General features: G+C 43.1%; 10 protein-coding genes. All 10 read right to left on the bottom strand.

Annotated features, from left to right (window positions below; genetic code table 11):
- Positions 1-310 precede the first annotated feature (310 nt).
- Entirely contained in the window at positions 311-1,438 is a 1,128-nt protein-coding gene (locus FPZ42_RS14520) for a glycoside hydrolase family 76 protein (RefSeq protein ID WP_146272377.1), read from the bottom strand.
- A gap of 217 nt (positions 1,439-1,655) precedes the next feature.
- Positions 1,656-3,836, bottom strand: coding sequence for a hypothetical protein (locus FPZ42_RS14515; protein WP_146272376.1), 2,181 nt, complete (start codon positions 3,834-3,836; stop codon positions 1,656-1,658).
- Positions 3,837-3,898: 62 nt separating this feature from the next.
- The gene (locus tag FPZ42_RS14510) at positions 3,899-4,654 is read right to left on the bottom strand and encodes a DUF3823 domain-containing protein (RefSeq protein WP_146272375.1); all 756 of its coding nucleotides are present in this window, start codon (positions 4,652-4,654) and stop codon (positions 3,899-3,901) included.
- A 10-nt stretch (positions 4,655-4,664) separates the two neighbouring features.
- The gene (locus FPZ42_RS14505; RefSeq protein ID WP_146272374.1) at positions 4,665-6,572 is read right to left on the bottom strand and encodes a RagB/SusD family nutrient uptake outer membrane protein; all 1,908 of its coding nucleotides are present in this window, start codon (positions 6,570-6,572) and stop codon (positions 4,665-4,667) included.
- Between the two features lie 11 nt (positions 6,573-6,583).
- Positions 6,584-9,727 (bottom strand): SusC/RagA family TonB-linked outer membrane protein, encoded by a 3,144-nt coding sequence (locus FPZ42_RS14500; RefSeq protein ID WP_146272373.1) that lies wholly within the window; start codon positions 9,725-9,727, stop codon positions 6,584-6,586.
- Between the two features lie 192 nt (positions 9,728-9,919).
- Complete coding sequence (locus tag FPZ42_RS14495; RefSeq protein ID WP_186458783.1) at positions 9,920-12,352, bottom strand: bacterial transcriptional activator domain-containing protein; 2,433 nt, start codon at positions 12,350-12,352, stop codon at positions 9,920-9,922.
- A gap of 582 nt (positions 12,353-12,934) precedes the next feature.
- The gene (locus FPZ42_RS14490; RefSeq protein ID WP_146272371.1) at positions 12,935-14,230 is read right to left on the bottom strand and encodes an HlyD family secretion protein; all 1,296 of its coding nucleotides are present in this window, start codon (positions 14,228-14,230) and stop codon (positions 12,935-12,937) included.
- Between the two features lie 10 nt (positions 14,231-14,240).
- Positions 14,241-16,418: a peptidase domain-containing ABC transporter gene (locus FPZ42_RS14485; RefSeq protein ID WP_146272370.1), complete on the bottom strand. Its 2,178-nt coding sequence runs from the start codon at positions 16,416-16,418 to the stop codon at positions 14,241-14,243.
- Positions 16,419-16,434: 16 nt separating this feature from the next.
- A complete protein-coding gene (locus FPZ42_RS14480) occupies positions 16,435-17,868 on the bottom strand; it encodes a TlpA family protein disulfide reductase (RefSeq protein ID WP_146272369.1) in 1,434 nt (477 codons plus the stop codon).
- 390 nt (positions 17,869-18,258) lie between these two features.
- Positions 18,259-19,851 (bottom strand): vitamin K epoxide reductase family protein, encoded by a 1,593-nt coding sequence (locus tag FPZ42_RS14475; protein WP_146272368.1) that lies wholly within the window; start codon positions 19,849-19,851, stop codon positions 18,259-18,261.
- Positions 19,852-19,941 lie beyond the last annotated feature (90 nt).

Here is a 19,941-nt window from a genome sequence, read left to right as displayed (position 1 = left end):
ATAAAAGAAATTGTGCTTTTGATTGGATTCTTTTATCTAAAAGTCTATCTTAGCAATAATTCAGGCTGTCTGATTAGCAGAGTACCCATAAGAGTACCAGCGTCATGCGATAGATTTAAATAACTGAAAATAAGCATATTGCAAATAGGGTTCGAATCCTGTTGCTCCCACGAAAAGAAAGCCTTCAGATTAAGTTCTGAGGGCTTTTTTGTTTTATAGCACGATTTTCAAGAGTCGTAAAAGCTCTTCCTGATAGGGTGCGGTCAATACAGTAAGTACTGGCGCTACGCTGTTAAAATCATCGTTGCTATTATTCAGGCGGACATAGTTGCATAAACGTTACTATACTGCTGCTCTCGTAAGATTGCATAACGCCTGTGGGTGCCGGCAAGGCATAATTGCGCCAGCAAAGGTCGCGCTGTTTATCGCGGTTGTTCCAGCCGGCATCAACGTTCTGCCGTATCCAGCTTAAATACTGGGTTTGCCCTGCATCTTTTATGAGTTGCATGATATACTGCGCAAAGATCGCCTTCAATACACCCTGTTCGTTGAAGTCACCTTCGGCAGGCAGTATGTTGTTGGTGCACATTTTATTTTTTGTATAATCCGCTATCAACTTTGCATCGTTAAGGTAGGCAGAATTCTTAGTTTCATTATACAAAGCTATCGCCGCACCAATGGCAGTGCCCTGGTTGTAGGTGTAATCTTCATACCCAGGCGCGTTGTTACCTATTTTATGATCAGCAACCCGTCCGTCTGAATTTACCAAGTTAGTTTTTGCCCACTGGTAAACAGATAAGGCTTTGTCGTAATAGGTTTTGTTACCTGTAATTTTGTACAACCGCATTGCAGCTATCACAGTTGGGAAATTTATGCATGCGTTTTTACCGCTGTGCTTAAAATCCCAAAACATACCGCCATCAACGGGATCGTAAGAGCCATTCCATACCCTGTCAAACCCGGCGATTGCCTTTTGCAGGTAGGTAGCATTGCCCGTTAATTGATTTGCACGGGCAAGGGCCATTACCCACCACATCATGTCGTCATAAATAAACCAGGTAGTGGTGTTGCCCCAATTATAACCGTCATATTCGTTAAAACCGCCCTGGTACATATCGTTAACCATCGCCATCTGCGATTGGTCTTTTGTACGCTCATAAACGTTCATGGCCATATCCCAATAAATAGCCTGTGTCCAAATGGCACCCAAATTGGTTTGCAACGTGTTGGCGTAATACAGCTTTTTGGTTGGGTTGTAATAATACCGGTTAAAAGCCGTATACGCCGTTGTTGCATCTGTGGTGGTAAATGTAGGGCTGTCCGTTGTTGTGCTATTCCCTGGTTTGGTTGTTTCCGTCTTTACACCTTCATTGCCTTTACTGCAGCTCGCCGCTGCTATCAAAAAGCCGGTAAGTAATAGCATGTATGTTTTTTTCATAAGTAGATATGTGTTTATTCGTAAAAATAGAGAACCGCTCTGATGTTCATACAATAATCAGCCTCCAAGTGGCCATTCAACTGCATTAAAAAGAATCTAAATTTTCAATTTGATATATGTTAAAAGGTAAAACAGGGCGATAATAAGCTGCGCTACGCATACACGCTATGCACCGTGTATGGTAGTGAGCAGCCTTCCTTAAACCAACCCCCAAAGTTTACCAACTCAAGGTCACTTTTATTCCATCTGGGCTGTTTGCAAAGCCCAGGTAAACAGTTTTTGATGATTCGTCCCACGATGTTTTTACATCCATAATTTGCTGCCCTTTAGCATCTGCCACTTTGGTAGACTTTGGTTTGGCAGGCAAAAGCACCCGCATGCTGTTAAGCGTTTTAACGGGACTTTTTACAACGAATGAATAGGTATTTCCCTGCACCTTTTCATCATAGGCACGGGCGGCAGCGGCTAAAACCTGCGGTTTGTTTTTAACGGTTACACGGTTTACGTTATAAAGTAATGATTGCTCGCCCGGGTTGATCACCTTTTGCGCCAACACAGGCAGTTGCGGGTCGAACAGATCTATTACGGGCCCTTTAATGATATAAGGTTTGGCGTCCGCATTTTCATCCAATACCGAAATCACGTCGTAGGCGCCACGCGCCAGGTAAAGGCTATTTTTAAATTCCAACTTACCGGCTTTGGCGTCCGCTTCATAAGCTTGTTTAACCGTTTCTACAAAGTGGCTGTCGCCGTTGCTTTGCATGGCATACTCCTTAGGATTTTGGCGAAGCACATAAACAGTACCTCTACCTACCTCATATTTTTCTTTACCATTAGCCAGTGTAATGCCCAAAAGTTTGAACAAGTGTTCTGAAGGCGACTTAAAGCTGTTGCCTTTAGTATCCCACCATTCCATTACTGATTGATAAGGGTCATCATCCTTTCCGGTATAAATCAATATGCCACCCTGTTTAACCCATTTGGCCAATGCCCGGTGCACATCGGGCGAGTTAGGTTTCATGTTCGAATAGCTAACTACTAATACTTTGATATTCTTCAATGTAGCAGCATAGTTCAGGTTTTCCATGTGCACGGTTTGTACCGGCACCCCCCTTTTAAGGAGCGGAAGTGTTTGCCCATAGAAGTTTGAAAATTGCGGATCCTCGAAACCGTTATGTGTTGGGAAGCGCTGGAACATTAGCGAATTGCTCATGAGCACACCAATGCCATTTACGCCGGTTACCTTGTTGGCTGATAGTGGCATACTGTTGAGCGCATTTACCATTATTTGCATTTGCGTGGAGTAATACTGTGGTATCAGCACTTTCTCATCGCTGTTGGCAACTTTGTACGGATGGGTGTAGATACGTTCCGGCCATGGCATCACCTCGTAATCGGCAACCATAGGGTACAGCAGTTTAGCTGTGAAAGTTGCCTGATAGTTCTTCTTGTAATCGGCCCAGTCGCGCGGCCAGTCTTCTATCGGATCTGTTAAAAAATACATTTTGCGACCGGTTGGTGCTGTCATAGATACCATTGAGCCGTACTCCAGAAAAGCATTCTCAAACACCCGTTCTTTTTTCTCACCATTGAAATAAGTTGGTTCGCGGGAGGTACCCGTCCAAACCTGGGCGATGTAACCATCGATACCCGGCAGCGAGGCTAAACTTGCTTCCGGACTAACAATTTGCCACGACGAGTAATTGACCAACGAATGTGTGGCAATAAATACTTTGATAGCTTTGCCTTTACTTTTACCATACGCTTTCGCATAGTTAGAGACTTCCTTGATAGCCTCATAATACAAATAGTACTTCAACTTACTTGACAGATAAGTATTCTCCGCCGATTCATGCTGTGGCTTCCATGGGAAACCATAGTATTTTTGCCATTCTTCTTTAAAAGGTGCGCTGTAACCTGCACGGGCCCAAAATTCAGGCTCTTCTAAAAATATGGTTGTAATGCCTGCATCTATCACGCGTTTAACCACGGCGGTTTTCATATACTCGATGAATGATTTTACAGGCACCACGTAAGGCATATTTTTGCCGTGGAAGATGGTATCGCCCTTTTGCGTTACCTGGCCAACGCCGAGATGGTTGATGCCATCCCACCTGCCCAAAAAGTAATCTTCGTAACTGCCCCAGGCAATACCGGTCATAAATTGCGTTTGGTAGCCATGGTCTCGCCACGATTGTACACGTTGCTCAAAGGTCATTCCTTTTCTGTCGTTAACGCCGTAAACAATGGCAATATCAGACCGCACATCGATTTCCGGCATCCAGGGGCTGCTGGTTTGAAAAGCTGTTTTCTGTTTAGCAGCAACCGACTGTTTTGTTTGTGCCGAAACACCAACGACCATCGCCGCCAACGAACAGGTAAATAGTAGTTTTTTCATAGTTAAAGATAGTTGTAAACCAGCCTTGCGCGCACCGCGCAGGGCTGGTATTAACAGGCAGATTAAGGTACGGTTACCGTTTTTACATCAGAGTAGTTGTAGTATTTAAGGCCATAATCGATACGGGCACCTACGCGAATGAAATATTGGCGTGTTTTAGGCAGCGGGCCACCCTTTGTGGTGATGGTAACCGTTTGGCCTAAAGTTGCGTTAGCATCTGATCCATTGAAGTTTACCTGCGTAGAATAACGATCATCAAAGTTATTGTTACCAACATATTTATTTGAGTTAACAAATAACCGCAGATCAGTTACATTTTGCTGAAAGTTAGGATCGTTAGTACCACGGGTTATCTTATAGCTTGCCGTAATGGTTCCGTCTGAGTTTACGGTTGGTTCGCCCACCCACTCTATACGCAGAAAAGGCTCAACCTGAAAGTCTACGGTCTTCGTACCATTTATTTCAACCGTTTGGCTTTTATCAACAACCGTAGCGCCGGTATTGTCCGTTTGTACCAAAGGCACAAATGGCCCCTCCGCACTTATTTTATTGGTGCCTTTAAAAAGCTTGGTATAGTTGTATGTACCATCTTGCATCGAGGCAATATAAAATGGCGTAGGGTTATCGCTCCAGCTTATCTCAAGCAGTTTAATACGCGTACCACTGCCTTGTTCGGTCTGTACGGTTTTACCCGTACCGGCATCTATCACGCTGCCCTTTAAGGTCTCCTTAGGATCCTCGTAATTATCTAATTTACTACACGATGCAGCTAATAAAGCTATGGCGCATGCAGCTATGGAATATAATCTCTTTTTCATGGACTTTAAATTAATAACCTGGGTTTTGAACTAACTTCTGGCTTTTTTGTATCTCTCCGTTAGGGATTTGCTCATAGTACCAGCGCACATCGAAAGTGTATCTTACATTGCGCTCATCAGTACGGGCATCAAAGAAGTACTTCTTATCATTGGCAGAGTAAAACGGCATCAGCACACGGTACAATGTTGCATTTTGCTCTTTATCGGCAGTTCTCCATCTGCGCATATCCCACCATATTTTGTTTTCAAAACCAAGTTCTTTCCTTCTTTCTTTCCTTATAGTGTCAACAGTTAGCAGATCGCCCGCACCTGTAAGCGGTGTTGCGCCGGCGCGTTCACGTATCTGGTTAATGGCGTTCATCGCGTCAGATAAATAAGTGCCGCTTTGCCCAAGGCTGTTTAGCTCCCAAGCAGCTTCCGCATAGTTCAAAAGCACTTCGGCATAACGCATTTCTATCCAGGTTTGGTCAGAACGGTTCTCCAAAACTTCTGATGTAGGTTTATCCGGCACCAACCATTTGCGGATAGAAAAGCCCGAGATAGCACATGTACCATCGCCTGTGAATATACCGCTAAGGCCTGCAGGGTTCATGGTTGTGCCATCGGATAGTTTGTACGGCGTTTGGTTTGCGTTTGAAGATTGAACAATGTTAGTAGTTGGATAATTTGCTGTTGAACCGGCCGGTAATAATGGACTGATACCACCCGCAGAACTGCCGGTATAGATACCACGGCGGATCTCGATACTTTGACCCTTAAATTGGTCGCCGGGTAAAATAACGGTTGCCCTTAAACGCGGCTCAGCGTTCGCAAACAGGTCCATGGTGTTGGTGTACAGATCGTACTTACCGGCAGTGGTAGTTTTTAATGTACCGTCGCTGTTTTTAGGCAAGCCATCAAAAAGTTCAACATAATCAAGCGTTGGATTAACCTCTGCGGAGTAACCGTTTGCACCCATCAGCTGGCGCGGAACATTGTAGGCATCATAACCATGCACCGACTCAGGGTAGTGATATTGTTTTACAAAAACATTCTCCGGGCTGCTGGCATCAAAAAACAAGTTAACAAAGTTTTGATATTGTGCTTCTTTGTCGCCTGCTGCCCATGTTTTCTTATAAAGGCTGTATTTTCCATCAAGCAGTTTGGCAGCATCGTAAGCGGCTTTGAAGTAAGTAACCGCTTTTGATGATGAGATACCACATATGCGGGCGCCACCATCAATCAAAGTAATATTGTTGTACTTGGCAATAGAACCTGCAAACAACATTACCCTTGATTTAAAGCCTGCAGCAGTATATTTATTTGCCCGGCCGGCCTGATTGGTTTCGCTCATATTCTGATAAGCGTAATCCAAATCGGCAGCAATGAAATCATAAGTTGCTTCTTCGGAAGCGCGGGGCATGTTTAACCCTGCCAGATCGCTGGTTGGGTATTGCAAAACCTTATCAACCAAAGGCACACCACCGTAACGTTTAACCAGGGCGAAGTAAGTTGCGCCACGTATGAAGCGTGCCTCACCTTTCCATGAGTTAACTTGGGCCTCGCTAAAATTACTGCTGTACTGGTCTATATTCTCTAAGAAGTAATTTACATCTCGTACCAGCCTGTAGCAATCCGCCCATGGCGATTCGTTTACATTTTCCTGCATGGCACCACGCTGGTCGCGGCTAAGCGCCTCGCCGGTAACGGCAGGGAAAGGACTGATGATCCAAAAGAAATTTAAACCTCTCTCGGGTGAATATCTGAAGTCCTCAATGGGTAATTGTGCGTAAAGGCGGGCCATGTAAGCTTGCACGCCACCAGCGTTGCTTAATACGTCTTTATCCTGTATAATATTTATTGGCGGTACATCAAGCTTTTTACATGCCGTGGTCCAGCATATTAAAAAGCAAAGTACGGTGTATATCGTTTTTTTCATGTTGGTAAAGTTTAAAGCTTAACATTAACACCTAATGAGAAGGTCTTATTAAGCGGGTACAGGTAACCATAGGTTGATGATGGGTGCTCAGGGTCAAGGTACTTGACACCTGTAAACGTCAGCACGTTATAACCGTTAACAAAGATCCGCGCGCCTTTGATACCGATCTTTTTGATCGCGCCGGGAGATAGGCTGTAACCTATTTCAGCAGATTTTAACCTTACAAAAGATGCATCCTGGATGTTGAACATCGAATTAACATCGGCAGTGGTTCCTGTTAAAGCATAGTTGCCCGGCGTCCATACCGTGTTAGGGTTGTACGGATCGGCATTGGGGTCTGTGGGGTGATATCTGTCCATAAACATTGCTAATGCGCTGCCCCCTCCCCATAGTGGAATGTTTAATTGTTCCTGGTATGATACCGTAACACCGGTAGCACCCTGCCAAACCATGTTAAAATCGAACCCTTTATAAGAGCCACCAATGGTTAAACCGAAGTTTGTTAGTGGAGCGCTGTTGTAAGCTATTGGGTGTACGTCATCGCCGGTGATCTGTCCGTCGCCGTTCCAATCCTGGTAAATATAATCCCCTACCACCGCGTTGCGTGATACGAATTGATTGTTGTTCAAGATATCCTGGTAGTTGGTATAGCGGCCTCCCGCGCCGTAGCCCCAGTAAATATTGTTCCAACGGTTGTTCTGGTTATTGTGCCAATTAAGCTGTGAGTTGCCGAAACGCGCCTGTACAACGGTGCGATTTTGCGTGCGTGCATAGGCAACATTACCCCGGATGTTGTAATTGAATGCACCGATATGATTGCGGTGGCTCAACTCGATCTCAAAACCCTGGGTGCGGTCGCTGTTCAGGTTTTCCTGTGGCAGGGTTGCACCTACCACACTTGGCAAATTTAAGATCTGCGTACCTAACAAGCCTGACCTATCGCGCCTGAAAACGTTAAAGGTTGCACCTATTAATCCATTCCAGGCTTCGGCATCCAAACCGATGTTGTAGGTTTCGGCGTTGAACCAGGTAAGGTTTTGGTTAGCTATACCCAGGTTTTCAACGGCGTTCACAAACGTGCCATCAAACACGGAGCCTGGCGGCAGTTGGTTGTTAGAACCATTGGCGGGATAACGGTAGCCAGTAAGAAACTGGTAGGCCAACGCCGAGTCGTCGCCTACTTTACCGTAAGCCGCCCTTAGTTTCAGGTCATTGATAAACGAGAGACCACTATTTTTCCAGAAATCTTCCTGGGTTATACGCCAGCCTACGGATGCTGCCGGGAAAAAGCCCCAGCGTTTTGTTGGCGAGAAACGCGATGAGCCGTCCTGGCGAAAGCTGACCTCTGCAAGGTATTTGGATTTGTAGTTGTAATTGATACGCCCAACTACCGACTTGTTCACATAGTCGTAGATGTCGCCGATGTTGGCAGAACCTATCTGGTTTTGTGCATTACCGGCAAATATTTGGTCTACAGGCAGGGATAGCTCACGCTGTGCATAAAAGTTGTCCTGCTGGCGGTGGTTCTCTTCATACAGCAACAAACCAGTAAAGCTGTGATCGCCAAACGTATGATCATAATTTAAAGATAACTGCATTAGAGTGCCCGGGCGCTCAAACGACTCATTACGAATAGTTGCCGGCGACTGGTAGGTCGTAGGCCTGTATGTATCGCTGTTGGCGTCGTAGCTGTACTGATTATAAGTTTTTTGGTAAAGCTTATTGTTAGAGTGATAGTAATCATAAGCAAACAAACCTTTAGCACTTAAGCCCTGCACATAAGGTATTTGCCATGTTGCAGATACCTGCGATTGCAGCCAGCGGTTAGTGTACTTACGATAACCGTTCACATCTGCATCTGCAAGGGCCACCGGGTTACTGCCATCAACCTCGCCAATGTTCAAATAAGCCGGATTGTTGTTAGCGTAGATTGGCTGCGTTGGTACCTGGCGCCAAAACGAGCGGATGATCCACCATGCATCCTGATATGGCTGATTTTTCTCATCAAGCGTTCCATTAATGTTTACATCAACACTTAAGTTTTTGGTGATGCGGGTAGTTAAGTTAGAGCGCAGGTTGTAACGTTTGTAGTTAAGATCGTTGCTGCGCAAAAAACCATCCTGTTGGGTAATTCCCATACTTACAAAGTAGTTGGTATTGTCGCTGCCACCCATTGCATTTAAGTTGTGCTGCGATTGCGGTACACTGTTTTTGATAACCGGCGAGTACCAATCTGTACTTGTGCGGGTACCGTTACGGAAGGCATCAAAATCTGCCTGGGAATATTTTACCTGGCCGCCGTTAACGTTGTGCAATAGCTGTTCGTTAACCAGCGTCATAAAATCTAATGCGCCAACGGGTTTAGGCAAGCCGGATGGTACCTGTAAGCCGTAAGTACCGGAGTAATTAAGTTCAAGCGTTCCTTTTTTACCTCGTTTGGTAGTTACCAATATCACACCATTTGCCGCACGAACACCATAAATAGCCGCAGAGGCATCTTTCAACACTGATACACTTTCAATGTCATTCGGATCCAGGCGAGTAATGTTATCGCGGGGAACACCATCAATCACCACAAGCGGGTCGCCGAAACCACGTATACTGAAAGAGTTATCGAATGAGCCGGGTTCGGCTGAATTTTGTGTTACCCTTAAGCCTGCAACTTTACCGGTTAAAGAGTTTAATACGTTCTCGTTTTTAGTTGTGGTGATCTCGCTTCCGGTAACACTGGCTACCGACCCGGTAAGCGTGGCTTTGCGTTGCGTACCATAACCTACAACAACAACTTCATTTAGAGTTGAAGCATTTGTTGCAAGCTTTACATTCAATTGCTTTTGGCCACTGTAAACAATCTCTTGTGTAGCATAGCCCAAAAAACTGAATACAAGCTTTTGGCCGCCGGTTACATTGAGGGTATATTTGCCGTTAACATCCGTAACAGCACCTGTTGTAGTTCCTTTAATGGCAACAGACACACCGGGCAGAACACCCGACTGGTCTGACACTACACCTGTAACCGGTATAGTTTGTGCATTTACGTTAATGCACAGCAGCAAAAGCCAAAACGACAGCAGGCCACATGCCATACTCCCCTTCAGTTTTGCAACATAGCGTGCGCAATGGCGTACACCATAATTGGTAGAGTTTTCATCCATAGATTAATTGGTTAAAATTGGTTTATAAGTGCCGGCAGGCAAGCCCTGGTTACGGCCTGTAATTGGTTAACCGGTGAACAAGTATAAACTGTGGTGTATTAAGAGATGGGTTAACAAAAGGGTTAATAACCTATATTTTTTGTTAACCACAGTAATTTTAACCGGAAAATTAATCAGTAAAGCACGAAGACATTATTTACAGATCTTATCAAACGGGATGGCGTATAGGCCGCCTAATGATCGCTCGTAATCCGCCGCAAAATCATCGTAAGTTTTACGTGCCTGCTCCACCCCTTTTATTCTGCGTACCGCCTTTAATTTGTACTTAATGGCAACATCGTTGAATGGATCCATATTGAGCGCAATACGCGCAAGTTCAAGAGCCTGTTTGTAATGGCCGGTTTCATATATACGCTTCACTTCGGGAATGACAACGCTGAGCAACTGTTCCTCAAACTTTTGTTTAAAATCATCCAGCCAGTTCTCAGGAACATCACGCAATAAAGATCCGCGGGCAAATAACCCAAACTGTTCTTCAACTAACTGCTCTGCTGATATTTCGCCGCGTTGCAAACGATCAAGCTCACCTACTAACGTAAAATAGTCGCATCGGAAGCCGTTACTCAATAAAAAGCAGTAGGTATCATTAACAAATGTTAGGTCCAGGCCATTGATATCTGCAATAATATTGCGCAGGTGATTAATGGTTACACCGCGGATATTTTTGGTTTTGGTTATTTCCTTATCAGGCCAAAGTGTGGCTGATATCTTTTTAGAGACGACCCCTTGTCCATCCTTACTGTTCAATAGCAGTAAGATAAAAAGCTGTTTGATTTTAGGACTGAATAAATACGTAATATCTTTCCCAACTTTATCGTAAGCCGTAAACTCACCAAAAAGGTATACGCTATCAGGCCTTTTCTCAGCGTCTTTTGCATTAATTCTATAAGAAGGTAAAATATCATCTTCGCCTTTTAGCGGTACTTTACCATGCCTCCTTTTTCTGACTAAATAGATACCTGAAAAGCCTATCAGCAACAATAGTGCACCGAAGATGATGTATTTGTATTGGCTTCTCATGCCACTGTTTTCGGGCTTTAAAGATGCCAGATACACGCTCTGTTTTATTGGCGGGGCGGTTAGGGTATAAATTCGGATGGAGGATTGGTCGGGCGAGGTAAATTCCTGTGCAGTGCAAATAAACTCGTCCTGCTTGGCATCGTAGAACAAATTAAAATCACTCTCAATGCGCTCTGATGTTACCGGAATAACACCACTTACAACTTCGTACGCCCCATCCTTTATAGCAAATTTATATAAACGCAGTGCTGTCTTAGGTTTCTCGTGCGGATAGCAAAGGGCGTAAAAATACTTGCCATCTTTTGAAACGATAAGATTGTTGGCTGACACAAAGGACTCTCCTGAAGGATCGATCTCCCAAAGCTTTTTGATGGTTCGGTTATTGAGATCAACCTTGTAAAGGTCATAAAAGTGCCGCCCCCCAACAATCTGGTTTCCAGATTGGTTTCCATAGCCGCCAAAAATGTAAACCTCGTTTTTATTGTTAGCCTTGCTGCTGCCAGAGAAAAATCTTGGCAAAATGGTGTCGCCTTTAAAACTTAAGGTTTCCCATGTGTCGGCCGCTTTATTATACGCCAGAAAATCATTGTGGTAAGAGAAAGACCCATAACCGCCAAAAATGTAAAAATTGCTGCCCGTATTATCAAAGAACATATTATGATGGTGCCGTTGCTCTTTAGTGGTGGCTTTACCAATGCGTTCCCATGTAAGCGTATTTAAATTAAGCGATACAATACTACTGGCGGTATCTCGCGGCTGCACTTCATATTCGTACAACTTGCCTTGATCTGCATTTAAAAAACTTTTACCCAGGAACAGCTTTATCGGGTTGGGGTTGGCGTATGGTTTAGCATCTATGGCATCCAATTGTAGATTGTAGCGCACTACAGAATCGCTTTTGAACATTAGTAATTGTTGCGTGGCATCGTTAAAATTAAGCCCTGCTACTTCTTTAAAATTCCGCTTAAACTTTAATGCCCAAAAGAAAGATCCATTAATAAGCCAGTTAGGATGATCAACAAAACCCAAAGGGTCGCCTTCATCAGTATGTACAATATTTCCCTTCCACTCATCAAGCGGAAAATGATAAAGATCACCACCGCTGGTTACCGTAAGATCTTTGATTGCCATTTTAGGCACATCTGAGTAGTGTGAATTTAGCCCGAAAGTTATTTTGGGCGTAATACTTTTATCGAACCCGAAACCCTTTGCCTGATAAGATTTGCCGTTGATAATAATGCCGACGCTATTTTTCAGAAGATCAACAATCACCTTAACCTTCATCCACTTGCGCCGCTTAAGCAGATCGATATCAAGCGGTATCTCTATTTTATTGCTTTTGCTATCAATATTAAAATTCAGAGTGGGCGAACCATTATGATTATAGATGTAGGTTAAGCTATAGGAATTATTTTTTGTATCTGTAATGTTAAATACATACCCCAGGTGATCGTTATCCCAAAGGGACAGATCAAACGCCATTTCAAAGCTATCATGAAAGGTGGGAGCTTCCCTAAACACGGTATAGGAAGTACGCCTGCTCATGAGGCTATCGTTAGAATTGAATTGCAGGCCCTGTCCACGCCCTTTTAAGGCGCAAAAAATGACCGAGAACAAAATGACTAAAACAAGATTCGAACGAAGTGACATTGATAACGAAATCTAAGTAGTTTCGTAATAAACAATTTCAAATTTAAGCTTTTTACATTAGATGGGACGGCAAGTTCAAAACTTGAGATAATTTTTTAGGTTAAGGATCGCAGCACTTAGATCTAATTTCTTATAAGGCTTAGTCACAAGTTACAATCACTGTTTATTAAGCCAATCACAAACAAGATCGTTAGTAAACATCAAAAGTCGCTGAATGTAAAGATCAAAGTAAACGACATAATATGCTGCTGCAGTTAGTAAATACCGGAAAGTGATGTACCGTATTCATGGGTTCTTCGGTAAGCCAGTTCCCTAATCTAAAAGCCATTAAAATGACAACCTGGCCGGTTAGTGCTTATCGTAAAAAAGCTGCAGATGTACTCGCTGACGTGCTAAAACAACATGCCCAAGACTATTATATATCAAGAGCTAACCTCTACAACTGCGCATCTAATAATAATGTTGAAGCGCTGGCCTTTACTGAGAGTTCATTGCCCTTACAATATTTCTTGTAAGCCTTTGCAGAAGTGTGGCATCTTCTGTGATAATATCGGCATCGGCAACCATACCCTGTTTTAGCTGTATAGGCTTTTTCATATCGGAGCTTTTGGCTTCGAAGCTTACCTTCGAAATAAAAACGCTGTCTTTGTAAGGCACATCAGCAATATAACTTATACGCCCCCTAAGCATGCCGTATTCCTCAAAGCGGTAGCTGCGTAGTTTCACCAAAACCTGCTGTCCTTGCCTAACCTTCCCCAGGTTATCTTGCGGGATATTCATCTCACCGAAATATTTCTCGTTACCGGTATTAATGTAAAATACATCTGCAGATGGCGACACCATTTGATTTTGTTGGATATTGCCGGCGAAAGAGATCTTTCCTTGTTCAGAAGCGGTTAACACGTATTTATTTTTCCAGTCTTCGGCCTGGCTAATGAGGCTGTTCAGTGCCTGCGAAAATTTGGCCTTCTCCTCGGAAACCTGGTTATCCAGTTCTAATATCTCTTTTTGCTTGGCCAATAAATTGGTCTTGGCAGCTATGATAGCTGCATCAGTTTGTATCAAAGGCGATTTTCGGGCGAGATATTTGCTTTCCTGCTGCCTTAACTCTGAAGGTGTTTCAACCTTTTGATCAGCCAATTTGCGGTGTACTTTATAGTCTTCTTCAGCCAGCGCGAGATCGCGTTGTTGCAGAGTGCGTTCGCTGTTTAATTGCTCGGCCTGTTTATTAAGGCTGGTAATGTCGTTGAGCAGGTAATTCCGCTTTTTAAGCAGAAAGCCGCTTTGCACGGCAGTATTGTAAGACAACAAGGACTGACTGAAGGTTTGAAACGCGCCCTGTAATTCGCCAAGCTGATCGAAATGTTTAGCCGCATAAAGATCAGCAGCAATAATGTTTCCTGATGTAAACTGTTGCCGCAGCTGCGTTAATGAAGTTATGAGTTGCAATACCTGAGCATGATCTGCCGTGCTTTCAAGATAGGCAAGTGGTTGGCCGGCTTTTACAGTCTGGTTATTTTGTACAAGTAATTTACTTAACCTGCCGGTAATTTTGGGTATCACGGGTTTTGCCACATTCGGCGACGTGATGCTGAGCTTCGCTTTAACGATTTCCGGGTATCGGATAAGTGCAGATAGGCTTAAGATCAAAACTAAGGTGCAGAAAAACACGGTTGTACCCCATCGCAGTACCCATGATGGCACCGTTGTGATGATATCCTGCATATCGTCGCTATGACGCGCGGATGTTGCTATGTCGTTATTTAATGGCATATTAAACTTATCAGGCACCTAACTCCAATTGATTTTTTACCAGTTCATAATACTTGCCTTTAAGCGCAGTTAATTGCTTATGGCTACCTTGTTCTATAATGGCGCCTTGTTCCAGCACAATAATGTTGTCAGCATTATTAACTGTACTTAACCTGTGCGCCACAATCACCACCGTACGGCCGGTGAAAAAAGATTGCATATTGTTCATGATCACCTTCTCGTTGTTAGCATCCAGCGCGTTGGTGGCTTCATCGAAGAAAAGATATTCCGGGTCTTTGTAAACGGCCCGGGCAATCAGCAACCGCTGCCGCTGGCCCTGGCTTATGCCATTCCCCTCAGCGCCTATTTTTGTTTTGAGCCCCAGGGGCAAGCCTTCTATCAGATCCTGGATGTTGGCTACATTGATAGCGTGAGCAAGTTTAGCCTTATCAGGATGATCATCGCCTACAGCAATATTGCGCTCAATGGTGTCTGAGAAGATGAAGCCGTCCTGCATTACTACACCACATGCGTTACGCCAACGCTTAAAGCCAATATTACTCAATAGCTGTCCGCCAACTTTTATTTCTCCGGCGTTAGGTTCGTAAAAACGCAATAAAATCTTCAGGACGGTAGTTTTCCCACTACCGCTCATGCCAACAATTGCCGTGGTTTTGCCTTGCGGTATCTCCAGGCTTATATTTTGCAAAACGGGTTCATTACCCGCCCCCGGGTATCTGAAAGTAAGGTTATTAAGGCTGATACTTAAATTTTGCGGTAGGCTATGATTAAACTCCCGTTCGATTGGCTCTTCGTCGGCCATTTCATGTATCTCGTTAAGGCGTTCCAGGCTGATACGTGCATCCTGAAAGTTCTGGATAAATGTTAAAAATTGTTGTACCGGCGCATTAAGCTGACCGATGATATATTGTACAGCCATCATAGCACCTAAAGTAAGCTGGCCATCTATTACAGCTTTAGCACTTAGAAAGGTGATGGCCAGATTGGTAGCCTCATTGATAAATGTAGACCCGCCTTGCTGGTATTGGCTTAAAGCTAAACTTTTAACATTAAACTTAAAAAGGCGCGCTTGCAGATGTTCCCACTCCCAGCGCTTTTGCTGTTCGCAGTTATTTAATTTAATCTCCTGCATGCCGCTTACAAGCTGCACAACGCTGCTTTGATTTTTGGCGGATATCTCGAAACTTTTGTAATTAAGCTCCCTGCGGCGCTTTAAAAATGCCATTATCCAACCGATGTAAAGCGCACTGCTTACCAGGTAAACAAAAAATATTACAACGTTGTAATAGGCCAGCACCACGGAGAAAATGACCAGGTTGAACATGGAAAACAGCGTGGTAAGCGTTGAGCCGGTAAGAAAGCTTTCGATGCGCCGCTGATCGTTCATGCGCTGCATGATATCGCCCGTCATTTTGGTATCAAAAAAGCTGATGGGCAGTTTCATGAGTTTGATAAGGAAATCCGTAAGGATAGAGATATTAACCCGTGTGCTGATGTGCAGTAGTATCCACGAGCGGATAAACTCTACACTTACCCTGCCTATAATGAGCATCGCCTGGGCAATGATAACAATATATACAAAATTGAGGTTGCGTGTATTGATACCAACATCTACCACCGACTGTGTTAAGAATGGCGTTATCAGCTGCAGCAAACTGCCGATACCCAAGCCGAACAAAAGTTGTATGATCAATTGCCTGTAAGCAACCAGGTACCGTAGCAGGAAACTCCAGGTAACGGAAGTATTCTTTTCATCTTCCTGCTCGTAAAAATAAGGGGTTGGTGCCAGCAGCAGGGCGATACCTTCGTTAGCTTCAACATCTGAGATCCAGTTTTTGCTGAAACCTGCCTCGCTTAAGGTAACAAGGCCGCTTCCCGGGTCGGCTATGTAGTATTTGTTTTTCTTTATTTTATAAAGTACCACAAAATGGTTCTGCCGCCAGTGCAGTATGCAGGGTAATTCCGCTTCTTTTAAATCGCGCAGGTTTAGCTTTGCCCCCAAAGAGCGAAAACCTATCTTTTCTGCCGCATCACTAATGCCCAGAAGCGATACCCCCTCGCGGTTGATCTCGCAAAGCTGCCTGAGCGTTTGGATCTTAAAATTACGGCCGAAATGCTTTGCCACCATGCGCAGGCAGGTAGGGCCGCAATCCATTTGATCAGGTTGTTTGTAAAAGGGGAATGGCATAGCTGGTGATAAAGTATTAATGGTTGAAGTTTAAAAGCATAATTAATTCTTTTTCAAACGCCGGCTCAACCGGTTGGTAAAAATCAGCAGCTAATATTTGGGAGCCTTTCAACACGATATATCTTGGTATCAAGTTCATTTTTAATTTACTTACTAATTCTTTTTTTAGATGAGGTAGCAAATAAAAATTGTTTTCTGCGAGATAAAGGGCATCTTTTTTAGACGCTTCTTTCCAGGCCTCCGGTTTTTCGTCCAGGTTTACGGAAATAAATTTTATTGGATATTTGCCTAATTTCTGCTTTATTTTGTGTAAAAGGGGTAATTGCTGCCGGCAAGGTAAACACCAACTCGCCCAAAAATCAATAAAGGTATATCGTGCAGGTTCATCAATCACTTTTTTAAAGTCGATGATTACTCCATTCGATGAAAGTAGCTTGTTATTTAAAGGAAAATATTTAAGGGCGTTGTGTGCGAGGCTGTCTAACGCGCCAATGTAGGCTGTGTTTACATAGCGCTGCCGATAATCCTGCAAAATAGCGCTATATGCAGCTCCAGTTTTTACAGGACTTTTTTTAAGACACACATTTAAATAACCGGATTTATATTTACCGAGATCTTCGTTAGCTGCGGCGTTATAAATATTTATTCCGTTTGAAAAATCCTTGTTTTGCTTAATAAGCTTCAGCCTGACATAACCATCAATGACATCCAATAATTCGTTTGTAATAAATAGATTTTTATCGTTAATGATATCTTTTATTTCAGTTAATCGGCTTCCTAATAAAGTTGCTGCAGGTGGGAAAAACGTTCCGTCCCCTTGCCATAACCAGTCAAAAAGCTTTTTATAATAATGAATCCGACAGATCAATCGGCGATTTTCATCATTAGTTTCATTAAGCCCGCGTGAAATAACATCAGCACTAATTTCCTTGAGTTCTTCTTCATATTTTTCATTAAAATATTGAAGAAAAGAAAGCCAGGCATCATTTTTTGATTGATTGCCTGGTTTAGCAGCATGCGGCTTTACATTACTGTAATAAGATACCGGTTTTTCAGCAATTATGTTGTTAGGTTTACAACGACTGGTGTTTAAAAAGGGTTTGTTTTTATAAGACAGGTATAGGCTGTCGCCGGGCTGTGCAAGAAACACATAGTACATGATTTTCCAGTCGCCTTTTAAATCGTCGTTTAAAATACCATATGACCAAGAAATCGGATGAGCGGAATATATTTTTTTGGTTATTACACTATCTTTAGATGATTCATTATCAAATACAAGCGTATGAAAGTTGAACAAACTATCATAGTATTGAAATGAAATGGTTTCTTGTTTAGATAAACTAAATAGAATGGTAACATAATTGGAGTTTGCAGCAGTTTTAACGGGCTTACTCCACACGGATACTACTGTTAGCTGTAGTAAAAGGAATAATAAAAAGTATCTTTTCATTTAGAGTTGTTAAAAAGATTAAGGAGAGGGAAACTACACTCCCTCTCCTTTTAAAATTATGACGGATTGCCACCACCACAGCTGTAGCCACAGTGATAAACCCCATTACCAGGATCCATAATTAAAGCCACACAGCGATCATTTGCCTCACTTGAATTACTTGCGCTCGTAGCGATAGTTTGCGGATTACTGTAGTTTGGGCCAGAAACAGTTAAAGTACATTGTGCCACTCCACCCATAACATTTTTCATCTCTACTCTCGAGAGTTTCATAAATTTAGACATAAAACAAAAAATTATAATTTAGTTATCTTTGCCGAAACCACGCCCCGGCAACTTAGGCTGCATTCATTGAAAAGTGCATGCTTCTTTACTTTCGCGAGAAGTTTCTTTATTGCTGTGCCAGCAGATATTTGATATCCTGTATACGGTAAGCATCAGGTAAGCGGTGTCCGTTTACCAAAATGGTGGGCGTGGCTTTTATATCTGCCATATCGCACCAGGCACGCTGCTTTTCCAGTTTATAAAACAAGTCTTTATTAAGTGTTACCGGGTGGGCTTTTTCCCAAGAGGTATAATCTTTTTGCTTTTGCTCATACCAATCATGTAGTGCAAGTTTAACTGCCGCTTCGTCTTTTTGGTCGGCAAGCGCCATAAAGTGTCGTGTAACCGGCGTTTTTATATCGCCATCGTAATTACTGGCAGTAAAAACCAACCTCACTTGAAGACCCAAATTACTATCAAGCCATTTATCAAGCACGCTGTGTGTGTTAGCACAGGGTGGGCAATATGGATTGCTTACCATTGTGATGATGTTGTCCGCCTCCACATTGCCTAAAACAATACTCCAATCGGTATGCGGCAGCGCATATTTTGGTTGCTCTTTTAACAGGTTGCTAAAAACTTCCTGGTTGTATTTAAACTTTCGAAGCTGCTCTCTGATGATGGTTCCCTGCTGGTTTTGTAGCAGTAGCGGCTTAAGCAGTAGCCAGCCAATAACCGGGAACGCTAAACACAAAGCTATAATGACAAATCCGCTTGCAGCAGGCATATTAAAAGGCTGATTGAACAATGTTATAAACGAGCCGAACTCCAGCCACAACAAAGCTTGTGTAATGCAGCAAAACAGGCACCATTGTTTGGCAACCCTGGCCTGGTAGTATATAGAGTAAAAAGTATAAGGTAAGCTCAAAATATTCAATACGGCAAGCAACTGCAGATTAGCTAAGTTGTTACCTGAAAATAGCAACGCTAACCAGGTACCGGCAAAGTAAAAGAAGCCAACATCACTCCAGCTTAAACCCTTAACTACATTAGCCGCCTTCGACGATAAAATGGCGTTACAATTTGTTTTACCACCGCCCCCGCACAAGGTTTGTACGAGAGGGTTATTTTTATCGATGCTTTGTACCAATAGCAAAATTGAAACAGCCAAACCAGCCGTTTTTACAATAAGCAAAGCGCCTGACTGCCAGATGTTGATATTATTTACAAGTAGAAATATGCCTCCTGTTATTAGAACACAAATTAGCACCGCAATGACATTTCCGCTTATCTGGTTAAAATGGAATGCGCTTTTAGATTGCGTTTTGTGTGTTTCACCGGTATGTTCAGGTACCAGTACAACACCATCAAAAATGTCATTAAATTCCTTTAAGTTCATTTTATGGCTGCCATGGTTGTCACTTACTACAGTAAGCATGCCATCGACTACCTTTTTTACCAGCATAAACTCATAGCCCGGCTTTGTGGTGTGTGCTATAAATGGGCAAGGAACTTCAGGCAGATCATCAGGTTGTATTCTATACGCCCCGGCTTCAGCACCAAAATTATTAAGAACATCGTTTATAGCTAATAAATTAGGATAATCAGGGTGTATTTCCAGTTCTTCATTTACTTCCTCTGCTGATACCTTGGCGCCAAGTGCGGTTAGTAATTCATAAGAAACAAACTCTGGGTTATTGTATCGGGAGTTAAATTTCATGTAGGCGTATTAGGTTTTACTAAAACTAAGAAGTCAAATTTTAACACGCAAGAAATATTTTAAAAATGCGTGATTTTACGCGATCATAAT

Source organism: Mucilaginibacter achroorhodeus (genome assembly GCF_007846095.1).
GTDB lineage: Bacteria > Bacteroidota > Bacteroidia > Sphingobacteriales > Sphingobacteriaceae > Mucilaginibacter > Mucilaginibacter achroorhodeus.
The sequence above is the reverse complement of the archived record's forward strand: the minus strand, read 5'-3'. Positions and strand labels throughout refer to the sequence as shown.

What these genes read in the sequence shown, in the direction of transcription:
- FPZ42_RS14480 (WP_146272369.1), bottom strand. Translation starts at nt 17,868, where the DNA reads ATGAAAAGATACTTTTTATTATTCCTTTTACTACAGCTAACAGTAGTA.
- FPZ42_RS14500 (WP_146272373.1), bottom strand. Translation starts at nt 9,727, where the DNA reads ATGGATGAAAACTCTACCAATTATGGTGTACGCCATTGCGCACGCTAT.
- FPZ42_RS14510 (WP_146272375.1), bottom strand. Translation starts at nt 4,654, where the DNA reads ATGAAAAAGAGATTATATTCCATAGCTGCATGCGCCATAGCTTTATTA.
- FPZ42_RS14485 (WP_146272370.1), bottom strand. Translation starts at nt 16,418, where the DNA reads ATGCCATTCCCCTTTTACAAACAACCTGATCAAATGGATTGCGGCCCT.
- FPZ42_RS14520 (WP_146272377.1), bottom strand. Translation starts at nt 1,438, where the DNA reads ATGAAAAAAACATACATGCTATTACTTACCGGCTTTTTGATAGCAGCG.
- FPZ42_RS14515 (WP_146272376.1), bottom strand. Translation starts at nt 3,836, where the DNA reads ATGAAAAAACTACTATTTACCTGTTCGTTGGCGGCGATGGTCGTTGGT.
- FPZ42_RS14475 (WP_146272368.1), bottom strand. Translation starts at nt 19,851, where the DNA reads ATGAAATTTAACTCCCGATACAATAACCCAGAGTTTGTTTCTTATGAA.
- FPZ42_RS14495 (WP_186458783.1), bottom strand. Translation starts at nt 12,352, where the DNA reads ATGAGCAGGCGTACTTCCTATACCGTGTTTAGGGAAGCTCCCACCTTT.
- FPZ42_RS14505 (WP_146272374.1), bottom strand. Translation starts at nt 6,572, where the DNA reads ATGAAAAAAACGATATACACCGTACTTTGCTTTTTAATATGCTGGACC.
- FPZ42_RS14490 (WP_146272371.1), bottom strand. Translation starts at nt 14,230, where the DNA reads ATGCCATTAAATAACGACATAGCAACATCCGCGCGTCATAGCGACGAT.